Origin of the sequence: Celeribacter marinus (assembly GCF_001308265.1) — a bacterium.
In the GTDB taxonomy this organism is placed as follows: Bacteria; Pseudomonadota; Alphaproteobacteria; order Rhodobacterales; family Rhodobacteraceae; genus Celeribacter; species Celeribacter marinus.
Window position 1 is genome coordinate 934599 of sequence record NZ_CP012023.1, and the last position, 22724, is coordinate 957322.

Here is a 22724-nt window from a genome sequence, read left to right on the forward strand (position 1 = left end):
CAAAGAAACGACTGAATCGAGCGCCCCATATGTCCGACGATCTCCTCGCAGGTACCACCGCCACCACACCAAGCGCCTATGACGCCTCCTCCATCGAAGTCCTCGAAGGTCTGGAACCCGTGCGCAAACGTCCCGGCATGTATATCGGCGGCACCGATGAGCGCGCGCTGCATCACCTCGTGGCCGAGATCGTCGACAACTCCATGGACGAGGCCGTTGCAGGCCACGCCAACCGCATCGAATTGACCCTGCACGCCGATTACTCCGTCACCGTCACCGACAACGGCCGTGGCATCCCGATCGATCCGCACCCCAAATTCCCCGGCAAATCCGCCCTCGAAGTCATCTTGTGCACCCTGCACGCGGGCGGCAAATTCTCCGGCGATGCCTACGCCACATCGGGCGGCCTTCACGGGGTTGGCTCCTCGGTCGTCAACGCCCTCTCCGACAGCCTCGTCGTCCAAGTCGCCAAGAACAAAGAGCTCTATGAGCAACGCTTTTCACGCGGCATCCCCCTTGGTCCCGTCGAGAAAATCGGCGCCGCCCCCAACAAACGCGGCACCTTTGTCACCTTCCACGCCGATGCGGAAATCTTTGGCAACCACCGCTTTAAACCCAAACGCCTGTTCCAACTCGCCCGCTCCAAAGCCTACCTGTTCTCGGGCGTCGAACTGCGGTGGAAATCGGAAATCGACGATGGGGAAACCCCGATGGAGGCCACATTCCACTTCCCCGGTGGTCTGGCCGACTACCTGAGCGAGACCTTGGGAAAATCCTCCACCTACTCTGAAAAACCCTTTGCCGGAACGGTCGAGTTTGGCCCCCGCTTTGGCGTGCCTGGCAAGGTCGAGTGGGCCGTCAACTGGACCCCCGCCCGCGATGGCTTCATCCAATCCTACTGTAACACCGTCCCCACGCCCGAGGGCGGCACCCATGAGGGCGGCTTTTGGGCTGCGATCCTCAAAGGCGTCAAGGCCTACGGCGAACTGGTCGGCAACCGCAAAGCCAAGGACATCACCCGCGACGATCTGCTCACCGGCGGTTGCGCCCTTGTCTCCTGTTTCATCCGCGACCCCGAGTTTGTTGGCCAGACCAAAGACCGCCTTGCCACCACCGAGGCCGCCCGCCTCGTCGAGAACTCCGTGCGCGACCACTTCGACAACTGGCTCGCCGCCGACACCAAATCGGCCGGCGCGATCCTCGATTTCCTCGTGCTGCGCGCCGAAGAACGCCTGCGCCGCCGCCAAGAAAAAGAAACCCAACGCAAATCCGCCACCAAAAGGCTACGCCTACCCGGCAAGCTCACCGATTGCACCGCCAAGAACCGCGAGAATACCGAGCTGTTCATCGTCGAGGGCGACAGTGCGGGCGGCTCGGCCAAGGGCGCGCGCAAACGCGAGACACAAGCCCTCTTGCCCCTCAAGGGTAAAATCCTCAACGTGCTTGGCGCGGCGTCGAACAAGCTCAATTCCAATCAGGAAATCAATGATCTATGCGAAGCCTTGGGCGTTGGCATGGGCACGCGCTTCAACGTCGAGGATCTGCGCTACGACAAGATCATCATCATGACCGATGCGGACGTCGACGGCGCCCATATCGCCGCCCTCCTGATGACGTTTTTCTACACCCAGATGCGCCCCCTGATTGATCACGGCCACCTCTATCTGGCCTGTCCGCCGCTCTACCGTCTGACCCAAGGCGCAAAACGCCTCTACGTGGCCGATGACGCGGAAAAAAACATTTGGATGGAAAAGGGCTTGGGCGGCAAAGGCAAGATCGACGTGCAGCGCTTCAAAGGCCTTGGTGAAATGGACGCCAAGGACCTCAAAGAGACCACCATGGACCCCAAAACCCGCAAACTGATCCGCGTGACAATCGAAGAGGACTTTCCCGGAGAGACGTCAGACTTGGTCGAGCGCCTGATGGGCAAAAAGCCGGAGTTGCGGTATCAGTACATTCAAGAAAACGCGCAGTTTGTTGAGGAATTGGATGTTTAGGGGTTAGCTTTTCAAAAGCTATTCACCCTAATTGTGGGCTCCTTCTGGTGCACTTTTCCAGAAAATGAGGCGTTGAATACAGTTTTACACTTTGGACACATACAATGTGCCGAACCACGTTTGAGCGTCCTATAGAATTGGCCTTCGCTGATTTCACACAATTGGCAGTAGGGTAATCCTACAGCAGCCCCATCTTCTTGATCATACTTAAATCCATCAACAATGATTAAACTGGCCATCTGCTCAAAACGAGATTCAGATGCTTTGAGGAGCGCTCTCAAATCAGTTGCGGCTTCTCTTTCGTTAAATAGCTCCTCGCGGGCGGCCTGTAATAAAGTTCTAAGCTCGAGTATTGTTTCTCGAAACTCGACATCATCCATTTCCTTTTTCAGCTTATTTAGCTGCTTCATTCCATTTGCAAAATCTGAAACGCCGAATACCATTTCGCCACCTTTATAATCACGGTTGTAGAATTATCCCGTATCAACACATCCATATCAAGCTTTGTCGAAAAACAGGTTTTCTCGACAGCGCTTAGCAACTTTTTTTTTGGGGGGGGCGGTTCCTCGCTAAACCGTTCAACCCTTTTGCCTAGCGCCTGACCCGAGGGTGGGTGCTGAAAGCGCCCTCCCATGGGGGAGGGTCGGGCGCTGCAATCGCTTTGCGATTGCTTTTGTCTTGGAGAGTCGTACTGCGTCATTTTGAGATTTGGTTTGCTTTGCGGGCGCTTCGAAATGTCAGGTTGGTGTCTGCTCGTCGGGTGTGCGTCCTCGCTTATGAACCGGCGCGAACAGGGTTGTTCGCGCGTTCGCGGCTGAAAGGCTCCACTGGAGCCTTTCCGAGACGCCGCTCACCCAACAAAAAACTTTAAAAGGGGTGCCTTTTTCTCTTTAAATACTTTCAAACATGCGCCTCAATGTCGTGCAAATGATGCAAACCCCTGCCTTAATTGGCGGCCACAATCCGTCCTTGGTCGAGCCGCACCACGCGGTCCATTTTGGCGGCCAGTTCCATGTTGTGCGTGGCGATCAGTGCCGATAGCCCCTCGCCCCGCACCATCTCCATAAGTGCTAAAAACACGCGGTCCGATGTCTCGGGATCAAGGTTCCCTGTCGGCTCATCTGCCAATAATAACAACGGCTTATTGGCAAGCGCACGGCAGAATGCCACCCGTTGCTGCTCGCCCCCAGATAGTGCCGCAGGGCGGTGATTGGCGCGATTTTTAACACCAACCTTGTCCAAAAGCGAAAGCCCCCGCGCCTCGGCGTCCCGCGCCGAAATCCCGTTGGCCAGTTGCGGCAAAACCACGTTTTCAAGCGCGGTAAATTCAGGTAGCAAATGATGAAATTGATAAATAAAACCAATGCCTTGGCGGCGCATCATGGTGCGCTTGCGCTCACTCAATCCGCCCACATCCTGCCCACCAATTTGCACCGTTCCCGCACTCGCCGCGTCCAACATCCCCGCGATATGCAACAGTGTCGATTTGCCCGCCCCTGAGGGCGCAATAAGACCCACCACTTCGCCCTTGGCCACGCTCAGATCAACCCCACGCAACACATTGACTTCATTGTGTTTTTCGGCGTTATAGACCTTACTCACGCCCTCAAGATGCAACATATTATTCATAGCGCAGCGCCTCCACAGGGTTCATCCGCGCCGCCCGCCGCGCGGGGAATATCGTCACCACAAAAGACAGGCCCAAAGATAGGCTAACCGCCTTAAATACATCAATAAATCGCAATTCCGCAGGAAGCGCATAGATGCCCCGAACGCTCGGATCCCACGCCCCGCCACCGTTGAGATAATTGACAAAAGCCATGACACTATCAATGTTGAGCGCAAACAGCGATCCAATCATAACGCCAAGCGCGGTTCCAAGCACCCCCGTCACCGCACCACAGATAAAAAACACCCTTAAAACAGAGCCTTCCGTCAATCCGATGGTGCGCAGGATGCCAATATCGCGCCCCTTGTTTTTGACCAACATGATGAGACCAGAGACGATATTCATCGCCGCGATCAGAACCAGAACCGACAGAATGACGAACATCACGTTGTCCTCCATATCAAGCGCGCTGAGGAATGATCCCGCCGACTGCTTCCACGTCCACACAAGGCCAGTATCGCCCACGGCTTGCATCAACTCATAGCTGATCTCATCCACCGTATCGGGATGGGCGAGCATGACCTCTATCTCGTCGGCCGCACCCTCCGAATTGAAATAACGCTGCGCCTCGGAGAACGGGAGGTAAGCCCTTGTTTTATCGATATCATATCGCCCTGCGGTAAAGATATAAACCACCTCGAACGCCGACACACGCGGGCTTGTCCCGAACGCGGTTTTGGCGCCGTCGGGCGAGATGAGTTTGATGCTGTCACCGACCACAACGCCCAATTCGCGCGCCACGCCCGACCCAATTGCGATGCCCTCGTTGAACCGCGCGACATCGCCCCAGCTCTCGTCAGGGCGCTGCGCCACACGTGGAATTGTCATCAGGTCGTTTTGGGCGATGCCATAAACCTCGATCCCCGCATTCGAACCCGAATAGGACGCCATCACCTGACCGCGCACCAACGGGGCCGCGCGCACGACATCAGGCACCGTCAACAGCTTTTCGGCCCATCCGTCATAGTCGGCAATAGACCGGTTTGTGCCGCCATTTTCATCAACGTAAACAGAGGAGTAGACGGTCGCGTGCGCGTTCGCACCGAGGATTGTATCGACAAATTCCGTGCGAAACCCCGTGCGCACCGACAGCGTAATGATGAGCGCCGCCACGGCCAACGTGATGCCAATGAGCGAAATCCATGTCATCACAGACACGCCGCCCTCCTCGCGCCGCGCACGTAAATAGCGCCACGCGATCATCCATTCGAAACGGGAAAACGGCTTGGTGGATTGGCCTTCGGTCATCACAAAAACGGGCTCCAAAATCAGTTGCCCGACAGTCCCTTGCACAGCCCTAAAGGTCAAGGCTCAGGCGTTCACGCGCTGATCAGTAATTGTTGAGATCAGACGCGTAATCAGCGTGAACCTCACCCGCGTCCGCTGCCGCCTTTCGCCCTTGTGCCGCCCATAGCAACCCGCGGCGGATCATCTCGCGCGCAGGTCCGTGATCGATCACATCGGCGTGGTGGCCAAGCGCATTGTAATAGACCCGACCAAGCCCCCACCGTTTGGTCCATGCCACAGGCATATCGACCGCGCCGTTGGGCGTATGATACCACGTCACAGTCGGGAAACGGGTGGTCGCAAGGACGCCATTGGCGGGATCGGTATGCAGGTAGTATTGTTCGCTCTCAACCTCGAAATCCGTGATCCCCGCCACCAAAGGAGATGAGGAATTACAGATGTTTACGGTATATTTTACGCCGTCCCCACCTGGGTGAGAGACCCAATTTGCCCCTGTCATGAACTGCCACAACACCTGTTCGCGAAACGCGTCACACATGCCGCCATGCACACCACCAAGGCCAACGCCGCGCGACACGGCCTCAGAGACATTCACTACGTATTGTTTGTCGATCTGGCTCATGGTCCAAATCGGCACGATCAAATCAAGTGCCTCAAGGGATTTGCTATCCACAAAGCAATCAAGGTGATCGACCACCTCAACGTCAAATCCCTCATTCGACAGCATCTCGCGGCACAACTCGGCCACTTTTTCGGGCTCGTGTCCGTCCCATCCGCCCCACGTGATCAATGCCTTAGCCATATCATTCTCCCTTGTTAGCGCCAACATGGCGCAGGGCGGAGCAATCGGTCAACACATGTTTACGCAAAGCCGCCGCGCATTTCATCACAACGTTGCGACGCGCATTCCATCACAGCTTTGCGACGCGCATTCCATCACGACGTAAACGTAAGTCCCTTTTCCTTTTTGCCACGCCGCCGGAAGGGCCACAGCAAGATCCGCAAAACCGCCGCAACGACGAGGTATCCACCAATAAACCCGACAAATCCCGAAATCATCCCCGCAATAGACAATGGCATCGCGGGGACGAAATCCGCCCACGTGGCGCGCGCAAGGTCCGTGTCGGTCAATCTGTTCGGCATGGTTAGTCGCTGCAACGGGGTCGCTGTTCGCAGGGCAATCTGATCAGCACTCAAACGGACATGGCGGTCAATTGTGCGCCGGATATCAAGGCGGCGATTTTCCATGAAAACCGAACCGCCCATGGATGCCAACGCCTCATCACGGCTCATCTCGGCGCGCCCTGCGGAGCGATCAAAATCGGCGATCACCACACTCAACGCCTCAACTTGGCCGCCCAAACGCTGCGTGTATTGTTGGGTAAACTCAGGGAATTGAGAGACGATTATAGCCCCGAACATCCCGCCAATCAGTGTAAGCGCCTTGAAAATCATGCTCTGCCCTTCGCCCGTTATAGGGTCTATTTGCAAGCATCATGGGGCATAAACAAAGGCAGGACAAATATCCTGCCTTTGACGTTCGGTTATACGGCGAAAATCCGCCCTCGTGTGAGTTAGAGATCCGCGTAAATTTGCGCGATTTTGGCAACGGCCAATTCCGGTGTCATTTCTTCGCTTTCGCCTGTGCGCCGTGACGTCACTTCGACAACACCGTTTTTAAGACCGCGTGGACCAACCGTAATGCGCCACGGCAAACCGATCAAATCCATCGTCGCAAATTTGGCACCTGCGCGCTCTTTGCGGTCATCATACAGTGGCTCAAGGCCAAGTGCGGCAAAGCTTTTGTAGAGCGCATCGCACGCGCCATCGGCCTCATCGTCGCCCTGCTTAAGGTTAACGATACCGACATGGAACGGCGTCACACCCTCCGGCCAAATGATACCGTTCTCGTCGTGGCTGGCCTCAATGATCGCTCCCAAAAGACGCGAGACACCAATGCCATGCGATCCCATATGAACGGGGGTTGGCTTGCCATCCGGCCCTTGGACCGTGGCCCCCATCGGATCGGAATACTTAGTGCCAAAATAGAAAATCTGACCAACTTCAATGCCGCGCGCCGTGCGTTGGCGATCGGCGGGAACCTTGGCAAACTCATCCGCATCGTGGGTTTCATCGGTGCGCGCATAAAGTGTCGTGAACTCTTCCATCACAGCGCGACACTCATCAACGTTATCATAGTCGATGTCGCGCTGGCCCAATTTGATATCCGTGACATTTGCGTCATAAAATACCTCGGACTCGCCCGTCTCTGCCAACACGAGAAATTCATGCGTATCATCGCCACCAATCGGGCCGCTGTCGGCGCGCATCGGGATCGCTTGTAGCCCCATCCGCTCATAAGTGCGAATGTAGGACACAAGGTGGCGGTTGTAGGCGTGCAACGCATCTTCTTTAGTTAAATCAAAGTTGTAGCCATCCTTCATCAAGAATTCACGACCCCGCATGACGCCAAAACGCGGACGGACTTCGTCACGGAATTTCCACTGAATATGGTAAAGCGTAAGCGGCAAATCTTTGTAAGAGCCAACATGACCGCGGAAAATATCGGTGATCATTTCCTCGTTTGTTGGACCATATAGCATATCACGGCCATGGCGGTCCGTGATGCGTAGCATCTCGTCGCCGTAATCGTCATACCGACCACTTTCACGCCAAAGATCCGCCGGTTGCAACGTTGGCATCAAAAGCGGGATGTGGCCCGCACGTTGCTGTTCTTCGTCCACGATGCGCTCGATATTTTTGAGCACTTTCCATCCCAAAGGCAGCCAAGAGTAAATCCCCGCAGCTTGCTGACGAATCATCCCCGCCCGAAGCATCAAACGGTGAGACGCGATTTGCGCATCCGAAGGGGTCTCTTTGAGAACGGGCAGGAAGTAGCGTGACAGACGCATGGGCAGGGCCTCGTGAAAATTATGGTTTTTCATCGTCTAAGCGATTGGACCAGTCCACACAAGGCACGGCGTGCGCCAAACCGCGCGCATCCACCCCAAGATTGCTTGGATCAACTTAATGAAATCGCAATTTTTTGCCGTTAGAGATTTACGTCAATGCTTATGTTTGTGAGGCCGATGCGTGACGTTTTTTGAAAAATTTTTAGTGGGATCTGTCATGCTTTTCAGTCTTGCGATTGCGCCTTTGAGTGTGATGTCGATGTCCTATGGCGCGTCGACGTCTACGTCGGGGCCTGCACTCGCAATCATACCGCCGTGGTTTGACCGCGACGAAACCTTGGCACGCGCGGGCCTCACCGAAATTGCGCCTGTGCGCGCACTCTTTGGCGTCCTCGTCGAAGCCGACCCATCAATCAACCTCGCGACCGTTCGCGACCCTGGAATTTGGGCGCTGCTTGACGGCCGCCTGATCGCCGCCATCTGTGGAGTGGACAATGCCTGAACAAACCCAAACCTTTGAATCAACCCAAGCAGAGGCCGTAAAAGTCCTCGGTTTGGCAACTCTTGCAATATCGGTTGTGATGGTCGCCTTTATCATCTTTGAAAAAGGGAATGTTGTGCTCGCACTCGGGGGAGCGGTGCTATTTAGCGCGGTCGCCCTGATCGCGGGGCGGCTGCCCGCACGCACGTCACGTATTTTGACAGCACAGGCCTTGGTCGGGACCGCAATCACATTTAATGCCGCTCTCATGGGCCATGCGCTTCAAATCGACAGTCACATGCTCTATTTTGCTGTGCTGGCGATGATTGTCGCGATGAATGGTATCCGCGCACTTTTGCTCGCGGCGGGAACGATTGCCGTGCATCACCTCGTCCTCACATTTGCCATGCCTGCATTGGTCTACCCAACGCTCTCGCTCTCATTGAACATCGAGCGCACATTAATGCACGCCGTGATTGTCGTGATGGAAACTGCCGCACTCGCGTACATGATCATCAAACGGATCGAGTTAAACCGTATCCTCGAAGAGGGGAACGCAAAAACGCTTGCCGCAGCCGAGGACGTGCGCCAAGCCCTCGCGAGCGCACAGCAAGAAAAAACACGCGCTGAGGCCGCCCTCACCGAGGCTCAAAAAGCGACAGAACAAGCCGCAGAATCCGGACGCGTTGCACAAGACGCCCTTCGCTCAAACGAAGAAGCCCAACAAGAACGTGACGCTATGCGCGCAGATGAGGAACGCGCACGCACCAATCGCGATCAAGCCCTTGCGCATCTCTTGGATGTGTTCGGCCGCCACCTTGACCAATTGTCATCCGGCGATTTGAGCACGCGCATTAGCACCGATTTGCATCCAGACTACGAGGGACTTCGCACATCATTCAACGACACGGTGACACGTCTTGGACATGCTATGAAAGAAGTACGTGAACAATCAGGGTCAATGCAGGTGCAGTCTGGCGAAATTGCCGCCTCTGCAAATGATCTATCAACGCGCACGGAACGTCAGGCCGCAGCGCTGGCAAATATTGCGCAATCGGTTCAGGAACTCAACGCGTCTCTCAACACTGTCGCCGTCGATTCTGCCGATGCACGCAAACTGGCCGAAGCCACATCGGGCGATGCCGCCGAAGGGTCCGCAATCATGGAACAGGCAGTGCGCGCCATGCGTGGCATTGAAGAAAGCTCGAACGAAATCAACAAAATCACTGGTGTGATTGATGACATCGCGTTTCAGACTAACCTTCTGGCCCTCAATGCAGGGGTCGAGGCCGCCCGCGCCGGCGAGGCAGGCCGCGGCTTTGCCGTCGTCGCATCCGAAGTCCGTGCCCTTGCGCAACGATCATCCGATGCAGCGCGTGAAATCAATTTGTTGATCGGAAAATCGAGCCAACAGGTTTCCAGTGGGGCCGATCTCGTTGACAAAACGGGCCAAGCGTTGGGTGGGATTAAAGAATCCGTGGATAAAATCACGCGTCGATTGCAATCCTCAGCTGATGCAATGACCACACAGTCGCGCCAGCTGTCCGATGTGAATACATCAATTTCTGAGCTTGAGGGTGTCACACAACAAAACACCGCAATGTTTGAGGAAACCACCGCCGCCAATTCACTACTCTCGAATAGCGCGCAAGCGCTGTCCGACATGGTGTCTATCTTTGTAACTGACGCAACGATTGGTATGCCCATGACCGGCGAGAATGACGGATACGCAAAGGCGTCATAATCCCAACGCCCCTTGAAACACGGATGCCTATCCGCGATATGTGAGGCAACCAAAGGGGGACACATGGCGCTGCCAGTCAGAGAACAGGCTAAATATTGGGGTGTCGCGGCTGCGGTGTTCTTTGGTCTATTGTACCTGTTGGGCAATGTGATCTTGCCCTTTGTGTTGGGCATGGCCGTGGCCTACATGCTCGACCCTGTCGCAGACCGCTTGGAGCGGTGGGGGCTATCGCGCGTGGCGGCGACAATTTTGATTACAGGGGTCGCAGCCGTTTTGTTCGTGTTGACCGCAGTGATGGTGCTTCCAACGTTAGTCAAACAAGCAACTGGCCTGATCGAAATCGCCCCGCAACTGTTTGAGGATTTGCAAACATTTCTCACCGCGCGGTTCCCTGACCTACTCGATGAAAACAGCCAACTGCATCAAACGCTGATGCAAATCGGAAATACAATCCAATCCAAGGGCGGGGAATTGCTTCAAACGGCACTTTCCTCAGCGATGAGTGTCTTTAACGTGGCGATGATCCTCGTTCTTGTGCCTGTCATCACTTTTTATTTGCTGATGGATTGGGACCGCATGGTGGCCCAAGTGGACAAGTTATTGCCACGCGATCATGCGCCGACCATCCGCAAACTGGCCAGCCAGATCGACGGCACGCTTGCGGCATTCATTCGCGGTCAGGGCACCGTCTGTCTTATTCTAGGCACGTTCTACGCCGTAGCGCTCATGCTCGTTGGTCTGAATTTCGGGCTTGTGGCGGGTGCCATTGCGGGAGTTCTGACCTTTATCCCCTATGTTGGCGCGTTGTTTGGCGGTGCCTTATCCATCGGATTGGCATTGTTCCAATTTTGGGGCGAATGGCAGTGGATCGCTGCGGTCATCGCCATTTTTGCGATCGGGCAGTTCTTTGAGGGCAACATCCTAACTCCTAAATTGGTTGGGTCATCCATCGGCCTGCACCCTGTGTGGTTGATATTTGCGCTGACTGCATTCGGCACCTTGTTTGGGTTTGTCGGCATGTTGATCGCCGTCCCCGTTGCCGCCGCCATTGGCGTTTTGGCGCGCTTTGCCACGGATGAATACAAAGGCAGCCGTCTCTACCGCGGACTAGAGCCAACCATTTCCGAACAGGGACAAGACACCCCCCCCGCCACATCTGACGAGTCTGCGTCGAAATAAATGGCACGCCAACTCACATTTGATTTGCCCACGCGCGAGGCCCTAGGGCGCGATGCCTTTTTCGTGGCGCCGTCAAACCGTTTGGCCTTGGCCACATTGGACAATGTGGATCTATGGCCGAATGGAAAGTTGGCATTGATCGGACCAAAAGGTGCAGGGAAAACCCATCTCGCGCATGTGTGGGCCACCGACAGACAGGCCGTCATAATTGCGGCGTCACAGTTGGCGACCATCAATGTGCCGGCAATCGCTGCACAACGCCATGTGGTCATTGAAGACGCAGATACACTGCCCGAGATGGTGGATGGAGATGCTGCGCAAGAGGCGATGTTTCATCTGCACAACCTCACTCTTGCCGAGGGTGGCCGCCTTTTGGTCACGGCCACGCGTGCCCCAAATTACTGGGGCTTAACGCTGCCCGATCTGGCCTCCCGCATGCAAGGGACCACGGTGGCGCGCATTGACGAGCCGGATGATGCACTATTGGCCGCCATGCTGGTCAAACACTTTGACGACCATCAAATCGTGGTGCCGCACACGTTAATCCCCTACCTTGTCAAGCGGATCGAGCGTTCGGCGGCTGCGGTGCGCGACATTGTAAATGCGTTGGACACGGCAAGTTTAAGCGAACGAAAACCGGTGTCACAAAAACTTGCCGCACGGGTGCTAGACAACTTGGACGATTGAGAGAAAGATGGGCCGCAAGGTTCTGTTTCATAACCGAAAGGTCCGACTGCCGCATGACACTTCCGACTGACTTCCTCACCGCCCCATTTGCCGAGCCTACGCAATTGCCCCTGCGCAAGACCGAAGGGGCCGAGCGTTTTTTCAACCGTGAACTGTCATGGTTGGCGTTCAACTGGCGCGTTCTGGAAGAGGCTGGAAATCCGCGCGTGCCCTTGTTGGAACGTCTGCGGTTTGTGTCTATTTCGGCGACCAATTTAGATGAGTTTTATACTGTACGCGTCGCCGGTTTGCGTGAACTGGCCAAGGCAGGCAACAACACACCCGCCGCCGATGGACGCTCACCCGCTGCGCAATTGGATTTGATTTCCGAAAATGCACGGCGTTTGATGACGGCGCAAAATGCGGCTTTTGTTGAATTGCGCCATGAGATGGAAGATTCCGGAATTTCCATCCTGACGCGCACCAAGCTTAGTAAATCCGACACGCGTTATCTTCAGGAATTCTTTTTGGAGCGCGTCTTTCCGATCTTGTCGCCGCTTGCCATTGACCCCGCGCACCCGTTTCCGTTTGTTCCAAACCTCGGGTTGGTTCTCGCCCTTCAGCTTGAGCGCAAGAAAGATGGAAAGCCCCTTCAGGCTCTTGTTCCGATCCCCGCGCAGATCGAGCGGTTTGTGCGACTACCCGCGACACCCAATACGGCGGACCGTTTTTTGCCCCTCGAAGAGGTGGTATTGATCCATATCGACCGCCTGTTTCCGGGCTATAGCGCTCAGGGGTCTTGTGTGTTTCGGGTGTTACGCGACAGCGATCTAGAGGTAGAGGAAGAGGCCGAAGATCTGGTTCGTGAATTCGAGACCGCCCTCAAACGCCGCCGTCGCGGCGAGGTTGTCCGCCTCAAAATCTCAAGCGGTGCGCCGGACACACTGGCACATGTGATCAAAGAGGAATTGAGCGTTGCCGACGACGAGGTCATCGAAGTGCGCGGCATGATCGGGCTATCAGATTTGGGGGAGCTCGTCCTCAAAAGCCGTCCTGATTTACAATGGCCCACCTATACCCCGCGCGTGCCCGAACGCGTTCAGGACCACGAAGGCGATATGTTCGCCGCCATCCAACAAAAAGATATCTTGCTCCACCATCCCTACGAGACATTTGATCTGGTCGTTCGCTTTTTGGCACAGGCCGCAAATGACCCCGATGTCGTAGCGATCAAACAAACGCTTTACCGCACATCGCATGATAGTCCGATTGTCTCGGCGCTCTGTGCCGCTGCGGAAAACGGCAAGATGGTCACGGCATTGGTGGAATTGAAAGCGCGGTTTGACGAGGCCGCCAACATCCGCCAATCACGCCGTTTGGAACGATCCGGCGTGCATGTGGTCTACGGGTTTACCAACTATAAAACCCACGCAAAAATATCGACGGTGGTACGGCGCGAGGGTGAAAAGCTTGTCACCTACACACACTATGGCACCGGAAATTATCATCCGATTACGGCGCGTATCTATACCGATTTGAGCTTTTTCACATGTGACGCAGCCTTGGGGCGGGACGCTACGAAAGTGTTCAATTACATCGGCGGCTACGCCGAACCAGAAGGTCTGGAGAACCTCGCCATATCTCCCACGGGGCTTAAGGCGCGTCTGCTTGACGGGATCGCCAATGAGGCCACGCTTGCACGGGACGGCAAACCCGCCGAAATCTGGGCCAAGATGAACTCACTCATCGACGCCGAGGTGATCGACGCGCTTTATGAGGCGTCCAAAGCGGGCGTTAAAATCTCTCTCGTCATTCGTGGCATTTGCGGATTGCGCCCAGGGGTTAAGGGACTATCCGAAACCATTCGCGTCAAATCCATTGTCGGGCGTTTTTTGGAGCATTCGCGCATTGTCTGTTTTGGCAATGGCAAAGGTTTGACCTCGAAAAAAGCGCGGGTCTATATTTCATCGGCCGACTGGATGGGGCGCAATCTTAACCGCCGCGTTGAGACACTTGTGGAAATCCATAACCCAACGGTAAAGGCTCAAATCGTTCGTCAGATCATGGCCGCCAACATGGCCGACACGGCACACAGTTGGCTCTTGTCGCCCATAGGCACGTGGGAGCGTCCCGATTTAAGTGGCGAGGAAAAGCCGTTTTCATGTCACCAGTTTTTCATGCAACATCCGTCTTTGTCCGGGCGTGGCTCGGCGGGGGTCAAGGACGTCCCCGAACTCACCCATGATGATGACCTTGCGACAGGCTAATGACAGCCCCAAAAAGTTTGCGCTCAATTCGCGCATTTACTAACATTGCACATAAGAAGCGGGGACCACAGGTGGCCGAAACCAACACAAACGCAGCGACTGAAACCGCTCCCATCGATTGGGGTATTTTTGGACGCCCCTTGTTTGATGATGAACGCGCGCGCGCATTGTCGCGTGTGGGCGTTGTCGATATCGGCTCCAACTCGGTCCGCTTGGTTGTGTTTGATGGCGCCGCCCGAAGCCCCGCGTATTTTTACAACGAGAAAGTCCTGTGCGGGTTGGGCGCGGGATTGCGTGAAACAGGCCGGATGAACCCCGAGGGCAAAGTGCGCGCGCTCGCGGCGATCAAACGATTTACAAAACTCGCAGATGGCATGGGCATTTCACCTTTGACCGCCGTGGCCACCGCCGCGATGCGCGAAGCCGAGGACGGTCCTGCCTTTCGCGCGCAAATCGAAGCCGAAACAGGCATGGAAATCACCGTGATCGACGGCGAGGAAGAGGCGCGGCTTTCGGCACAGGGCGTCTTGCTTGGTTGGCCAGAGGCGGACGGCCTTGTGTGCGACATCGGCGGCTCGTCTATGGAGCTTGCAGAAGTTCACAAGGGGAAAATCGGAAAACGCGTCACATCTCCGCTTGGGGCACTTACCCTACAGGGATTATCGGGCGGGCGAAAAGGCGTCAAAGACCACATTAAACCCATTATGGCCGCCCTCGCTGAAAAGATGGGCGGAACAGATTACAAACGGATCTATCTGGTCGGTGGGTCATGGCGCGCCATTGCGCGCATCGACATGCATCGTCGCAATTACCCGCTCCATGTCTTGCACGAATACCGCATGACCACGCGTGCGGTAACCAACACGATTGATTTCATTCGCGAGAACGACATGAACGCGGTACGCGCGCAAATAGGCACATCATCAGCGCGTATGGCGCTGGTCCCTCACGCCGCCGAAGTGCTTCGTCAACTCACACGGACCTTTAAACCCAAAGAGATTTGTGTGTCGTCTTATGGCATTCGTGAGGGTCTGTTGTATGAGCAAATGCCGCCTAGCATTCGTGAGCGCGACCCGCTCATCGAGGCGTGCCGTTTTGTCGAACGTAAAGACGCACGCATTCCGGGGTTTGGCAAACGCCTACATCATTTCATTGCCCCTGTGTTCCGCGCCCGCAAATACGAACAAATGCGACTGGTGCGGGCGGCGTGCCTACTTCACGATGTGACATGGCGCGCTCATCCCGACTACCGCGCTGAAGTGTGTTTTGACAATGCCACACGCGCCAACCTTGGCGGGCTATCACACACTGAGCGCATTTTTCTAGGATTAGCTTTGCTGCACCGGTATAAGAACTCTCGCGATGGCACGCCATTCGAGCCGCTTATTGCATTGCTATCGGAGCGTGAAATCCAAAACGCTGAAGTGCTCGGAAAAGCGATGCGTTTCGGGGCCATGTTTGCGCTGGATACACCTGACACAATGGCAACGCTGGATTACCGCCCACAAAAGAAACTCCTCACACTGACACTTGAGGCAGAGGCCGAGGATCTCTTTAGCGAGGTCGCGTTGGCGCGGTTCAATTCGCTCGCGGCCAGCTTAGGGGCGGATCCTATTGTGTGCCATGCCGCGGATAGTGCCGCGCCGGATTAGGCGCTGCGCATGTCATGCCGCGCGCTGAGCTTGGATTTCTTCCCACGCGGCGTTGATCTCGACCATGCGGTCGGTGGCCAGTCGCACAGCCTCTTCGGGAACGCCGCGCGCGATCATCCGGTCGGGGTGGGTTTCGCGCACCAAATCACGGTAGGCAGATTTGATCGTGGCAGTCTCGTCGCGTGGGTCAACGCCTAAGACATCGTATGGATCAGGGTGTGCATCGGGCACGTATCGGGCGCGCAAGGCGCGAAATTTACGGTCACTGATTTCAAAAATATCCGCAACCCGCGCAAGATACGCATCTTCGCGAGGATGATATTCGCCGTCCGCCATGGCGATGTGAAACAACCCGTCCATGAGGTCACACAGCGGCTCACAGTCGTCGCCGTACATCGTTTTGACTTGTTTTGCGTAGTCTTCGAACCCTGCAACATCTTGACGGGCAAGGTTAAAAACACGCGCCGCCGCTGCCTCATCCTCAGGGGCGATTTGGAACACTTCGCGAAAGGCCGTAACTTCGTCACGCGTGACCTGTCCATCGGCTTTTGCCATTTTCGCGCCAAGCCCAATCACCGCAATGGCAAACCCCACACGCAATTCGGGGACGGAGCGCAGTCGCGCAAAAACATCCCCAAGGCTCTCGCCCGCGGCCAGTGCCTGAATGGCATCCAATATACGCGCCCAAATTGACATAGCCCCACCATAGCCATGGCGCGCGCAACTGTCAGGCCACAAAAGACACAAACACGCTCAATTGAGAATTTGCGGAATGAAACGGCGAAACAACTCGGCCAGTCAGCGCGTTACAAAAACTTCTGCATAAACAACGCATCTAGAAACGCGTCGAACTTGTACCCCGACTGTGGAATGCGCCCTGCCTCTTTGTAGCCAAGAGCCTTGTGAAAGGCGATAGAATCGCCGTTGTCACCATCAACCACGGCAATCATAGAATGATGGCCCGCTTCACGTGCGTGCTCTTCGATGGCAATCATGAGAATACGCCCCCATCCTTTCCCTTGCGCCTTATCGCTCAGGTAAACAGAGTGCTCCATGGTGAACCGATAGCCGTTATTCTCGGGCCGAAACTGGTCATACGTCGCGTAACCGATCACATCACCATCGGCCTCGGCCACATAAAACGCACGCCCCTGCGCGGCACGCGCCTCGATCAACGCCTCCCACGCTTCAACGCTGCGCTCTACGGACGAGAACGTAGCGGTGGAGTTCGCGATAACGGGGGCCATAATGGCTTTGAGGGCGGCGGCGTCCGCTACAGTGGCATTGCGCAAGCTCATGTGATCCAAATCTCCCCTGATGGCGTCCCGATTTCTGCGTGCAACGATGGCACCCGTGCAGGGACTATTCGAACATTCTCCATCGCCTCACCAAAAGGTTCAAGGGCTGTTGTGAGCGCCTCGGCGTTCGGGTGCGACAGCTTTAAGCGGCGCAGCGCCAATCCGTGATTTGGCAACGCAGGCGCGGGATGCTCGGATTGCCATTCGATCAGCGCGGGAAAGCAACCATCAAAGGGCAAAACGCCACTTTCAGGCACCGCCATTTTCCACCGATAAACGCCCCGCTCGAATGCAACGACGCGACCGACCCCGATAGGCGCAACAGCCAATGCGGCGTCCAGATCGTCGACGTTTATCACCCAATTGCTCAAACGCGGACCGCCGCTAAAATTGTCCAAATCGAACCAACGAGGATGTGTGGGTTGTGCTGCCTCAGGATCTATTGCGATCACTTCGAGATACGCACCGCGGTCCATGCCCGTTAAATGGTTGTGCGTCCCCATGTGCGCATGTTCGCCGCGCGCCCCAAACGCAATATCAAGTAGGTTTTGCGCCCAATCGCGCCCCGTTTCGAGATTCCCCGCCGAAATAACAAGATGATCGAGTGCACAGTGCATAAGCCTGACCTTTTTATTGAGCTACGGCGTCACCGCCCCACCATATTCAGAAGTTGAACAACAACAGAACGGAGCACAAAAAGGCAACGCCCCTCGATCGTTTTTTGGAGTAGGATCATAGACACGCGCGCATTCAGGATACAAAAAAGAGCCGGAGGCAAATGCATCCGGCTCTTTTTGACTTTACGCAACTGGGTTAAATCAGGTCAAGAATTTGACGTGCCGCCTCAGGAATGTTTGTACCCGGTCCAAAGATCGCTTTGACGCCCGCGTCATACAAGAACGCGTAGTCTTGTTGCGGAATAACGCCGCCACAGATCACGATGATATCGTCTGCGCCAGCGGCCTTGAGAGCCTCAATCAATTTCGGCGCAAGGGTCTTGTGCCCTGCGGCCTGCGACGAAATACCAACGATATGCACATCATTGTCGATTGCATCTTGGGCAGCTTCCTCAGGTGTTTGGAACAGCGGGCCAACATCGACGTCAAACCCGATATCAGCGAACGCAGTCGCGATAACTTTCGCACCGCGATCGTGCCCGTCTTGACCCATCTTGACCACAAGCATACGCGGGCGGCGCCCGTTTTTCTCCGCAAAGGTTTCCACATCTTTTTGGATCTGGGCAAAGCCCTCGTCACCCTCATAAGCGGCACCGTAAACCCCTGCGAGGGTTTTGACCTCGGCGCGGTGACGACCAAATGTTTTCTCCATCGCCATCGAAATTTCCCCCACCGTGGCACGCGCACGCGCCGCCTCGACCGCCAAGGCGAGCAAATTGCCCTCACCCGACATTGCCGCGCGTTCAAGCGCACCAAGTGTTTCCTCAACCGCGCTCGCATCCCGCGTTGCCTTGATCATCTCCAGACGCGCAACCTGATTTTCACGCACCGCCACGTTATCAACATCAAGGATATCAATCGGGTCCTCTTTGTCTTTGCGGTACTTGTTCACACCAACAATAACCTCAAGACCGCGATCAATCATCGCCTGCCGTTTGGCCGCCGATTCCTCGATCCGCAGTTTTGGCATGCCGGAGTTCACGGCCTTGGTCATACCGCCAAGTTCCTCAACCTCTTCCATCAAAGCCCATGCTTTTTCGGCCAACTCGTTGGTGAGGCTTTCGACATAGTACGACCCCGCGAGCGGATCGACGGTGCGGGTGATCTGTGTCTCCTCTTGGAGGATCAGCTGCGTGTTGCGCGCAATGCGAGCGGAGAATTCCGTGGGCAGTGCTATAGCCTCGTCGAGCGCATTGGTGTGCAAACTTTGCGTGCCGCCCAAAGCCGCCGACATGGCCTCATAGGCGGTGCGGATGACGTTGTTGTAGGGATCTTGCTCTTGCAGGCTCACACCGGATGTCTGGCAGTGGGTGCGCAGCATTTTGGATTTTTCGAGCTTGGGCTCGAACTCTTCCATGACACGGCTCCACAACAATCGAGCGGCGCGCAACTTGCCGATTTCCATAAAGAAATCCATGCCAATAGCGAAAAAGAACGACAGACGCCCCGCGAATTTATCCACGTCCATGCCCGCCTTGATCGCCGTGCGCACGTATTCGCGCCCGTCTGCCAAGGTAAAGGCCAACTCCTGAACGAGGTTCGCACCCGCCTCTTGCATGTGGTAGCCTGAAATCGAAATCGAGTTGAATTTCGGCATCTCGTTGGCGGTATATTCGATGATGTCCGCAATGATTTTCATCGAGGGTTCTGGCGGATAAATATAGGTATTTCGCACCATAAACTCTTTGAGAATGTCGTTCTGAATGGTTCCTGCGAGCACGGATTTGTCGTGACCTTGCTCCTCGCCCACCACGATGAAACTCGCAAGGATCGGGATCACGGCGCCGTTCATCGTCATCGACACGGAAACTTTATCAAGCGGGATACCGTCAAACAGGATTTTCATATCCTCAACGCTATCAATCGCCACGCCTGCTTTGCCGACATCACCGACCACACGCGGGTGATCGCTATCGTAGCCACGGTGCGTGGCAAGATCGAAAGCCACCGAAACGCCCTGTTGACCCGCATCAAGTGCCTTGCGGTAAAACGCGTTGCTTTCCTCGGCAGTGGAGAAGCCTGCATATTGGCGGATCGTCCACGGACGCCCCGTATACATTGTTGCACGTGGCCCGCGCGTGAACGGCGCAACACCAGGCGTATTGCCCAGATGCGCAAGTCCCTCAAGATCGTCTTCGGTGTAAAGCGGCTTGATGGTGATCCCCTCAAGCGTTTCACGGTTCAAACTGTCTAGCGGTTTGCCGCGCAGTTCTTTTTCCGCAAGCTCTTTCCAGAGTTTCTTATCTGTCATCTGCGGCTCCTCTCAAATTTATATGTCCCCCGCCAATGGCCAATTTTCGGGGGTATTGCTTGGTTTACGCCTCGTGACACCCTATATGTCGAGTGACGGGAGAAGATATGAAACACTTCATAATTTGCGCGCTCACAGCGCTATCCATTGCCGCCCCCCTACCTGTGCTTGCGCAAGAGGTCGTGGCGGACGATGTATTGATCATAATGCCAGCGGACGATGTGGTGCTGGCTGAATTCCAATGGGAGGCGCGCGTCATTACGGTGTTCGCCGATAGCCCGCGCGATCCCGCCTTTGCGCGCCAAATCGAATTGCTGGCCGAACGTCCTGACGCCTTGGTCGAGCGGGATGTGATCGTGTTGACGGACACCGACCCTGCGGCCAAATCAGATGTCCGCACACAGCTGCGGCCGCGCGGTTTTGCCCTTGTGATTGTGGACAAAGACGGACGAGTCATGCTGCGCAAACCCGATCCGTGGGACGTGCGCGAAATCTCTCGTGCCATAGATAAAACCACGCTACGGCAGCAAGAAATCAAAGAGGAAAAAGAGGCGGCCCGCGCAGCATCCGGCACGCAGGGCTGACGCCCTGTAGCCCCATGCGTGTTATGTCGGACCGCCCTCATGGGATTACTCGAATTCCATAATTATTTCATCAACCGCAAGGCTGTCGCCCGCACCTGCGTTGATCTTGGACACGACACCCTTGCGCTCGGCGCGCAGGATGTTTTCCATTTTCATCGCCTCAATGGTGCACAATGATTGCCCCTCTTGAACCTCGTCGCCCACAGCAACATCCACTTTCACCACCAGACCCGGCATTGGGCACAAGAGCAACTTCGATGTGTCTGGCGGCAACTTTTCGATCATGTGCTTGGACAATTCGGCAGCGCGCGGCGAACGCACGAATACCTTCATATCTGCCCCACGGTTGCGAATGCGAAACCCACCCGGCAACTTGCCAACTTTTAGCGTCAATGGCCCACCCGCCATATCGATCACAGCTAAACTGTCACCAGGCACCCAATTGCTTTCACAGCGTAGTTTTTTGCCGTTTATCGAAACATTTGAACCTGTTTTGTCGGCCTCGATGTGAACGGGAAAGTCGCGCCCGTCGATTTGCACAACCCAATCATCAGGCACCACGCGTTCGTGGTTGTCCATACGACCCGATACGCGCGCACGGCGAATTTCGGCCACACGGTACATCGCCGCAGAGGCCGCCGCGATCCGCTCCAACTGATCATCCGCAAGCGTCACCCCCTCGAACCCGTCCGGATACTCCTCCTCGATAAACGCAGTTGTGATGTTGCCCGAGATAAAGCGCGGGTGATCCATCACGGCGGACAAAAACGGCAGGTTATGACCAATGCCCTCTACCTCGAATGCGTCCAACGCATTGCGCATATTGTCGATCGCTGCGGCGCGGGTTTTGCCCCATGTGCACAGTTTTGCAATCATCGGATCGTAGTACATCGAAATTTCGCCGCCCTCATACACACCGGTGTCATTGCGCACGATGTCGTCGTCCGTCGCAATCTCAGCAGGCGGGCGGTATTTCTCAAGACGCCCGATCGAGGGAAGGAACCCACGGTAGGGATCCTCCGCATAGAGGCGGCTTTCAATCGCCCAACCGTTGATGCCGATATCGTCTTGGCTCAGCGACAATTTTTCGCCGTAAGCCACGCGGATCATGTGCTCGACAAGGTCGATACCCGTGATCAACTCGGACACGGGGTGCTCCACCTGAAGGCGTGTGTTCATCTCAAGAAAGTAGAAATTGCGGTCGCCATCGACGATGAATTCCACGGTGCCTGCGGAGGAATAGTTCACCGCTTTGGCAAGGGCCAAGGCCTCTTCACCCATCGCTTTGCGTGTCGCCGCGTCAAGGAACGGACTTGGAGCCTCTTCGATCACTTTTTGGTTGCGGCGCTGAATGGAACATTCGCGCTCATTGACCCAAACGCCATTGCCGTGGCTGTCGCACAGCACCTGAATTTCGATGTGGCGTGGCTGTGTGACGAATTTCTCGATGAAAATACGGTCATCGCCAAACGAACTTGCGGCCTCGTTCTTGGACGCTTGGAACCCTTCGCGGGCCTCGATGTCATTCCATGCCACACGCATGCCTTTACCGCCGCCGCCTGCGGAGGCTTTGATCATCACAGGATAGCCGATCTCGGTGGAGATTTTCACCGCCTCGTCGGCATCGGCGATCTCGCCCATGTAACCCGGAACCGTAGTCACGCCTGCTTCGGCGGCAAGCTTTTTCGATGTGATTTTATCCCCCATCGCCTCAATCGCCCCAGTAGGTGGCCCGATAAAGGCGACACCTTCGGCGGCGAGCGCCTCGGCAAATTTGGAATTTTCGGACAAGAAGCCATAGCCCGGATGGACAGCCTGCGCCCCTGTTTGGCGGACGGCATCCATGATTTTGTCGATGACAATGTAGGACTGATTTGAGGGGGGCGGACCGATATTGACAGCTTCGTCGGCCATTTGGACATGGAGCGCATGTTTGTCAGCGTCTGAATAAACAGCAACCGTTTTGATCCCCATTTTTTGCGCTGTTTTGATAACACGGCAAGCAATCTCGCCACGGTTCGCAATCAAAATCTTGTCGAACATATCCCGTCCCTCTCTCGTTATAGTCGTGCCCGCGACATGGGCCGCGCCCATGCCAC

19 protein-coding genes are annotated in these 22724 nt (G+C 55.7%); 8 read left to right on the forward strand and 11 right to left on the reverse strand.

All coding sequences use genetic code 11. The features are described 5' to 3' along the window. Nucleotides 1-29: 29 nt before the first annotated feature. Nucleotides 30-1997 carry a DNA topoisomerase IV subunit B gene (gene parE, locus IMCC12053_RS04460; protein ID WP_062216123.1) on the forward strand — a complete coding sequence of 656 codons (1968 nt, stop codon included), beginning with the start codon at nucleotides 30-32 and terminating at the stop codon, nucleotides 1995-1997. Nucleotides 1998-2008: 11 nt separating this feature from the next. Here the strand turns inward: parE and IMCC12053_RS04465 are convergent, their stop codons facing one another. The 6 genes from IMCC12053_RS04465 to proS all read right to left on the reverse strand — a co-directional run bounded on the left by IMCC12053_RS04465 (nucleotide 2009) and on the right by proS (nucleotide 7826). Continuing rightward, nucleotides 2009-2440: a hypothetical protein gene (locus IMCC12053_RS04465; RefSeq protein ID WP_143089959.1), complete on the reverse strand. Its 432-nt coding sequence runs from the start codon at nucleotides 2438-2440 to the stop codon at nucleotides 2009-2011. 502 nt (nucleotides 2441-2942) lie between these two features. Beyond that, nucleotides 2943-3626 (reverse strand): ABC transporter ATP-binding protein, encoded by a 684-nt coding sequence (locus IMCC12053_RS04475; protein ID WP_062216129.1) that lies wholly within the window; start codon nucleotides 3624-3626, stop codon nucleotides 2943-2945. Next, on the reverse strand, nucleotides 3619-4914 hold the full coding sequence (locus IMCC12053_RS04480) for a lipoprotein-releasing ABC transporter permease subunit (protein ID WP_062216131.1): 1296 nt from the start codon (nucleotides 4912-4914) through the stop codon (nucleotides 3619-3621). Before IMCC12053_RS04480 ends, IMCC12053_RS04475 begins: the two co-directional genes overlap by 8 nt. An 82-nt stretch (nucleotides 4915-4996) precedes the next feature. After that, nucleotides 4997-5716, reverse strand: coding sequence for a ThuA domain-containing protein (locus tag IMCC12053_RS04485; RefSeq protein ID WP_062216133.1), 720 nt, complete (start codon nucleotides 5714-5716; stop codon nucleotides 4997-4999). A gap of 134 nt (nucleotides 5717-5850) precedes the next feature. Beyond that, nucleotides 5851-6369: a DUF2937 family protein gene (locus IMCC12053_RS04490; protein ID WP_062216135.1), complete on the reverse strand. Its 519-nt coding sequence runs from the start codon at nucleotides 6367-6369 to the stop codon at nucleotides 5851-5853. A gap of 119 nt (nucleotides 6370-6488) precedes the next feature. Further along, nucleotides 6489-7826: a proline--tRNA ligase gene (proS, locus tag IMCC12053_RS04495; RefSeq protein WP_062220873.1), complete on the reverse strand. Its 1338-nt coding sequence runs from the start codon at nucleotides 7824-7826 to the stop codon at nucleotides 6489-6491. Nucleotides 7827-8043: 217 nt separating this feature from the next. Between proS and IMCC12053_RS04500 the strand changes: the two genes are divergently transcribed. The 6 genes from IMCC12053_RS04500 (at nucleotide 8044) to IMCC12053_RS04525 (ending at nucleotide 15815) form a co-directional block, all read left to right on the forward strand. After that, nucleotides 8044-8328, forward strand: a complete 285-nt coding sequence (locus IMCC12053_RS04500) for a hypothetical protein (RefSeq protein ID WP_143089960.1) — start codon at nucleotides 8044-8046, stop codon at nucleotides 8326-8328. Beyond that, nucleotides 8321-10051: a methyl-accepting chemotaxis protein gene (locus IMCC12053_RS04505; RefSeq protein ID WP_062216142.1), complete on the forward strand. Its 1731-nt coding sequence runs from the start codon at nucleotides 8321-8323 to the stop codon at nucleotides 10049-10051. Before IMCC12053_RS04500 ends, IMCC12053_RS04505 begins: the two co-directional genes overlap by 8 nt. 63 nt (nucleotides 10052-10114) lie before the next feature. Continuing rightward, nucleotides 10115-11230 carry an AI-2E family transporter gene (locus IMCC12053_RS04510; protein ID WP_062216144.1) on the forward strand — a complete coding sequence of 372 codons (1116 nt, stop codon included), beginning with the start codon at nucleotides 10115-10117 and terminating at the stop codon, nucleotides 11228-11230. Next, on the forward strand, nucleotides 11231-11917 hold the full coding sequence (locus tag IMCC12053_RS04515; protein ID WP_062216146.1) for a P-loop NTPase family protein: 687 nt from the start codon (nucleotides 11231-11233) through the stop codon (nucleotides 11915-11917). Nucleotides 11918-11970: 53 nt separating this feature from the next. Next, complete coding sequence (locus IMCC12053_RS04520; RefSeq protein WP_062216148.1) at nucleotides 11971-14163, forward strand: RNA degradosome polyphosphate kinase; 2193 nt, start codon at nucleotides 11971-11973, stop codon at nucleotides 14161-14163. Between the two features lie 71 nt (nucleotides 14164-14234). After that, a complete protein-coding gene (locus IMCC12053_RS04525) occupies nucleotides 14235-15815 on the forward strand; it encodes a Ppx/GppA family phosphatase (protein WP_236852531.1) in 1581 nt (526 codons plus the stop codon). 12 nt (nucleotides 15816-15827) lie between these two features. Here IMCC12053_RS04525 and IMCC12053_RS04530 read toward each other — a convergent pair whose 3' ends face one another. The 4 genes from IMCC12053_RS04530 to scpA form a co-directional block, all read right to left on the reverse strand. Next, nucleotides 15828-16511: a molecular chaperone DjiA gene (locus IMCC12053_RS04530; RefSeq protein WP_062216150.1), complete on the reverse strand. Its 684-nt coding sequence runs from the start codon at nucleotides 16509-16511 to the stop codon at nucleotides 15828-15830. A 110-nt stretch (nucleotides 16512-16621) separates the two neighbouring features. Then, nucleotides 16622-17113, reverse strand: coding sequence for a GNAT family N-acetyltransferase (locus tag IMCC12053_RS04535; protein ID WP_062216152.1), 492 nt, complete (start codon nucleotides 17111-17113; stop codon nucleotides 16622-16624). Next, nucleotides 17110-17730, reverse strand: a complete 621-nt coding sequence (locus IMCC12053_RS04540; protein WP_062216154.1) for a VOC family protein — start codon at nucleotides 17728-17730, stop codon at nucleotides 17110-17112. The genes IMCC12053_RS04535 and IMCC12053_RS04540 overlap by 4 nt, the downstream gene beginning before the upstream one ends. Nucleotides 17731-17926: 196 nt before the next feature. After that, nucleotides 17927-20041 (reverse strand): methylmalonyl-CoA mutase, encoded by a 2115-nt coding sequence (scpA, locus tag IMCC12053_RS04545; RefSeq protein ID WP_062216156.1) that lies wholly within the window; start codon nucleotides 20039-20041, stop codon nucleotides 17927-17929. Between the two features lie 107 nt (nucleotides 20042-20148). On the opposite strand from scpA, the gene IMCC12053_RS04550 reads away from it, so the two are divergent. Beyond that, complete coding sequence (locus IMCC12053_RS04550) at nucleotides 20149-20625, forward strand: DUF4174 domain-containing protein (RefSeq protein WP_062216158.1); 477 nt, start codon at nucleotides 20149-20151, stop codon at nucleotides 20623-20625. Between the two features lie 45 nt (nucleotides 20626-20670). Here the strand turns inward: IMCC12053_RS04550 and IMCC12053_RS04555 are convergent, their stop codons facing one another. Further along, a complete protein-coding gene (locus tag IMCC12053_RS04555; protein ID WP_062216160.1) occupies nucleotides 20671-22668 on the reverse strand; it encodes an acetyl-CoA carboxylase biotin carboxylase subunit in 1998 nt (665 codons plus the stop codon). Nucleotides 22669-22724 lie beyond the last annotated feature (56 nt).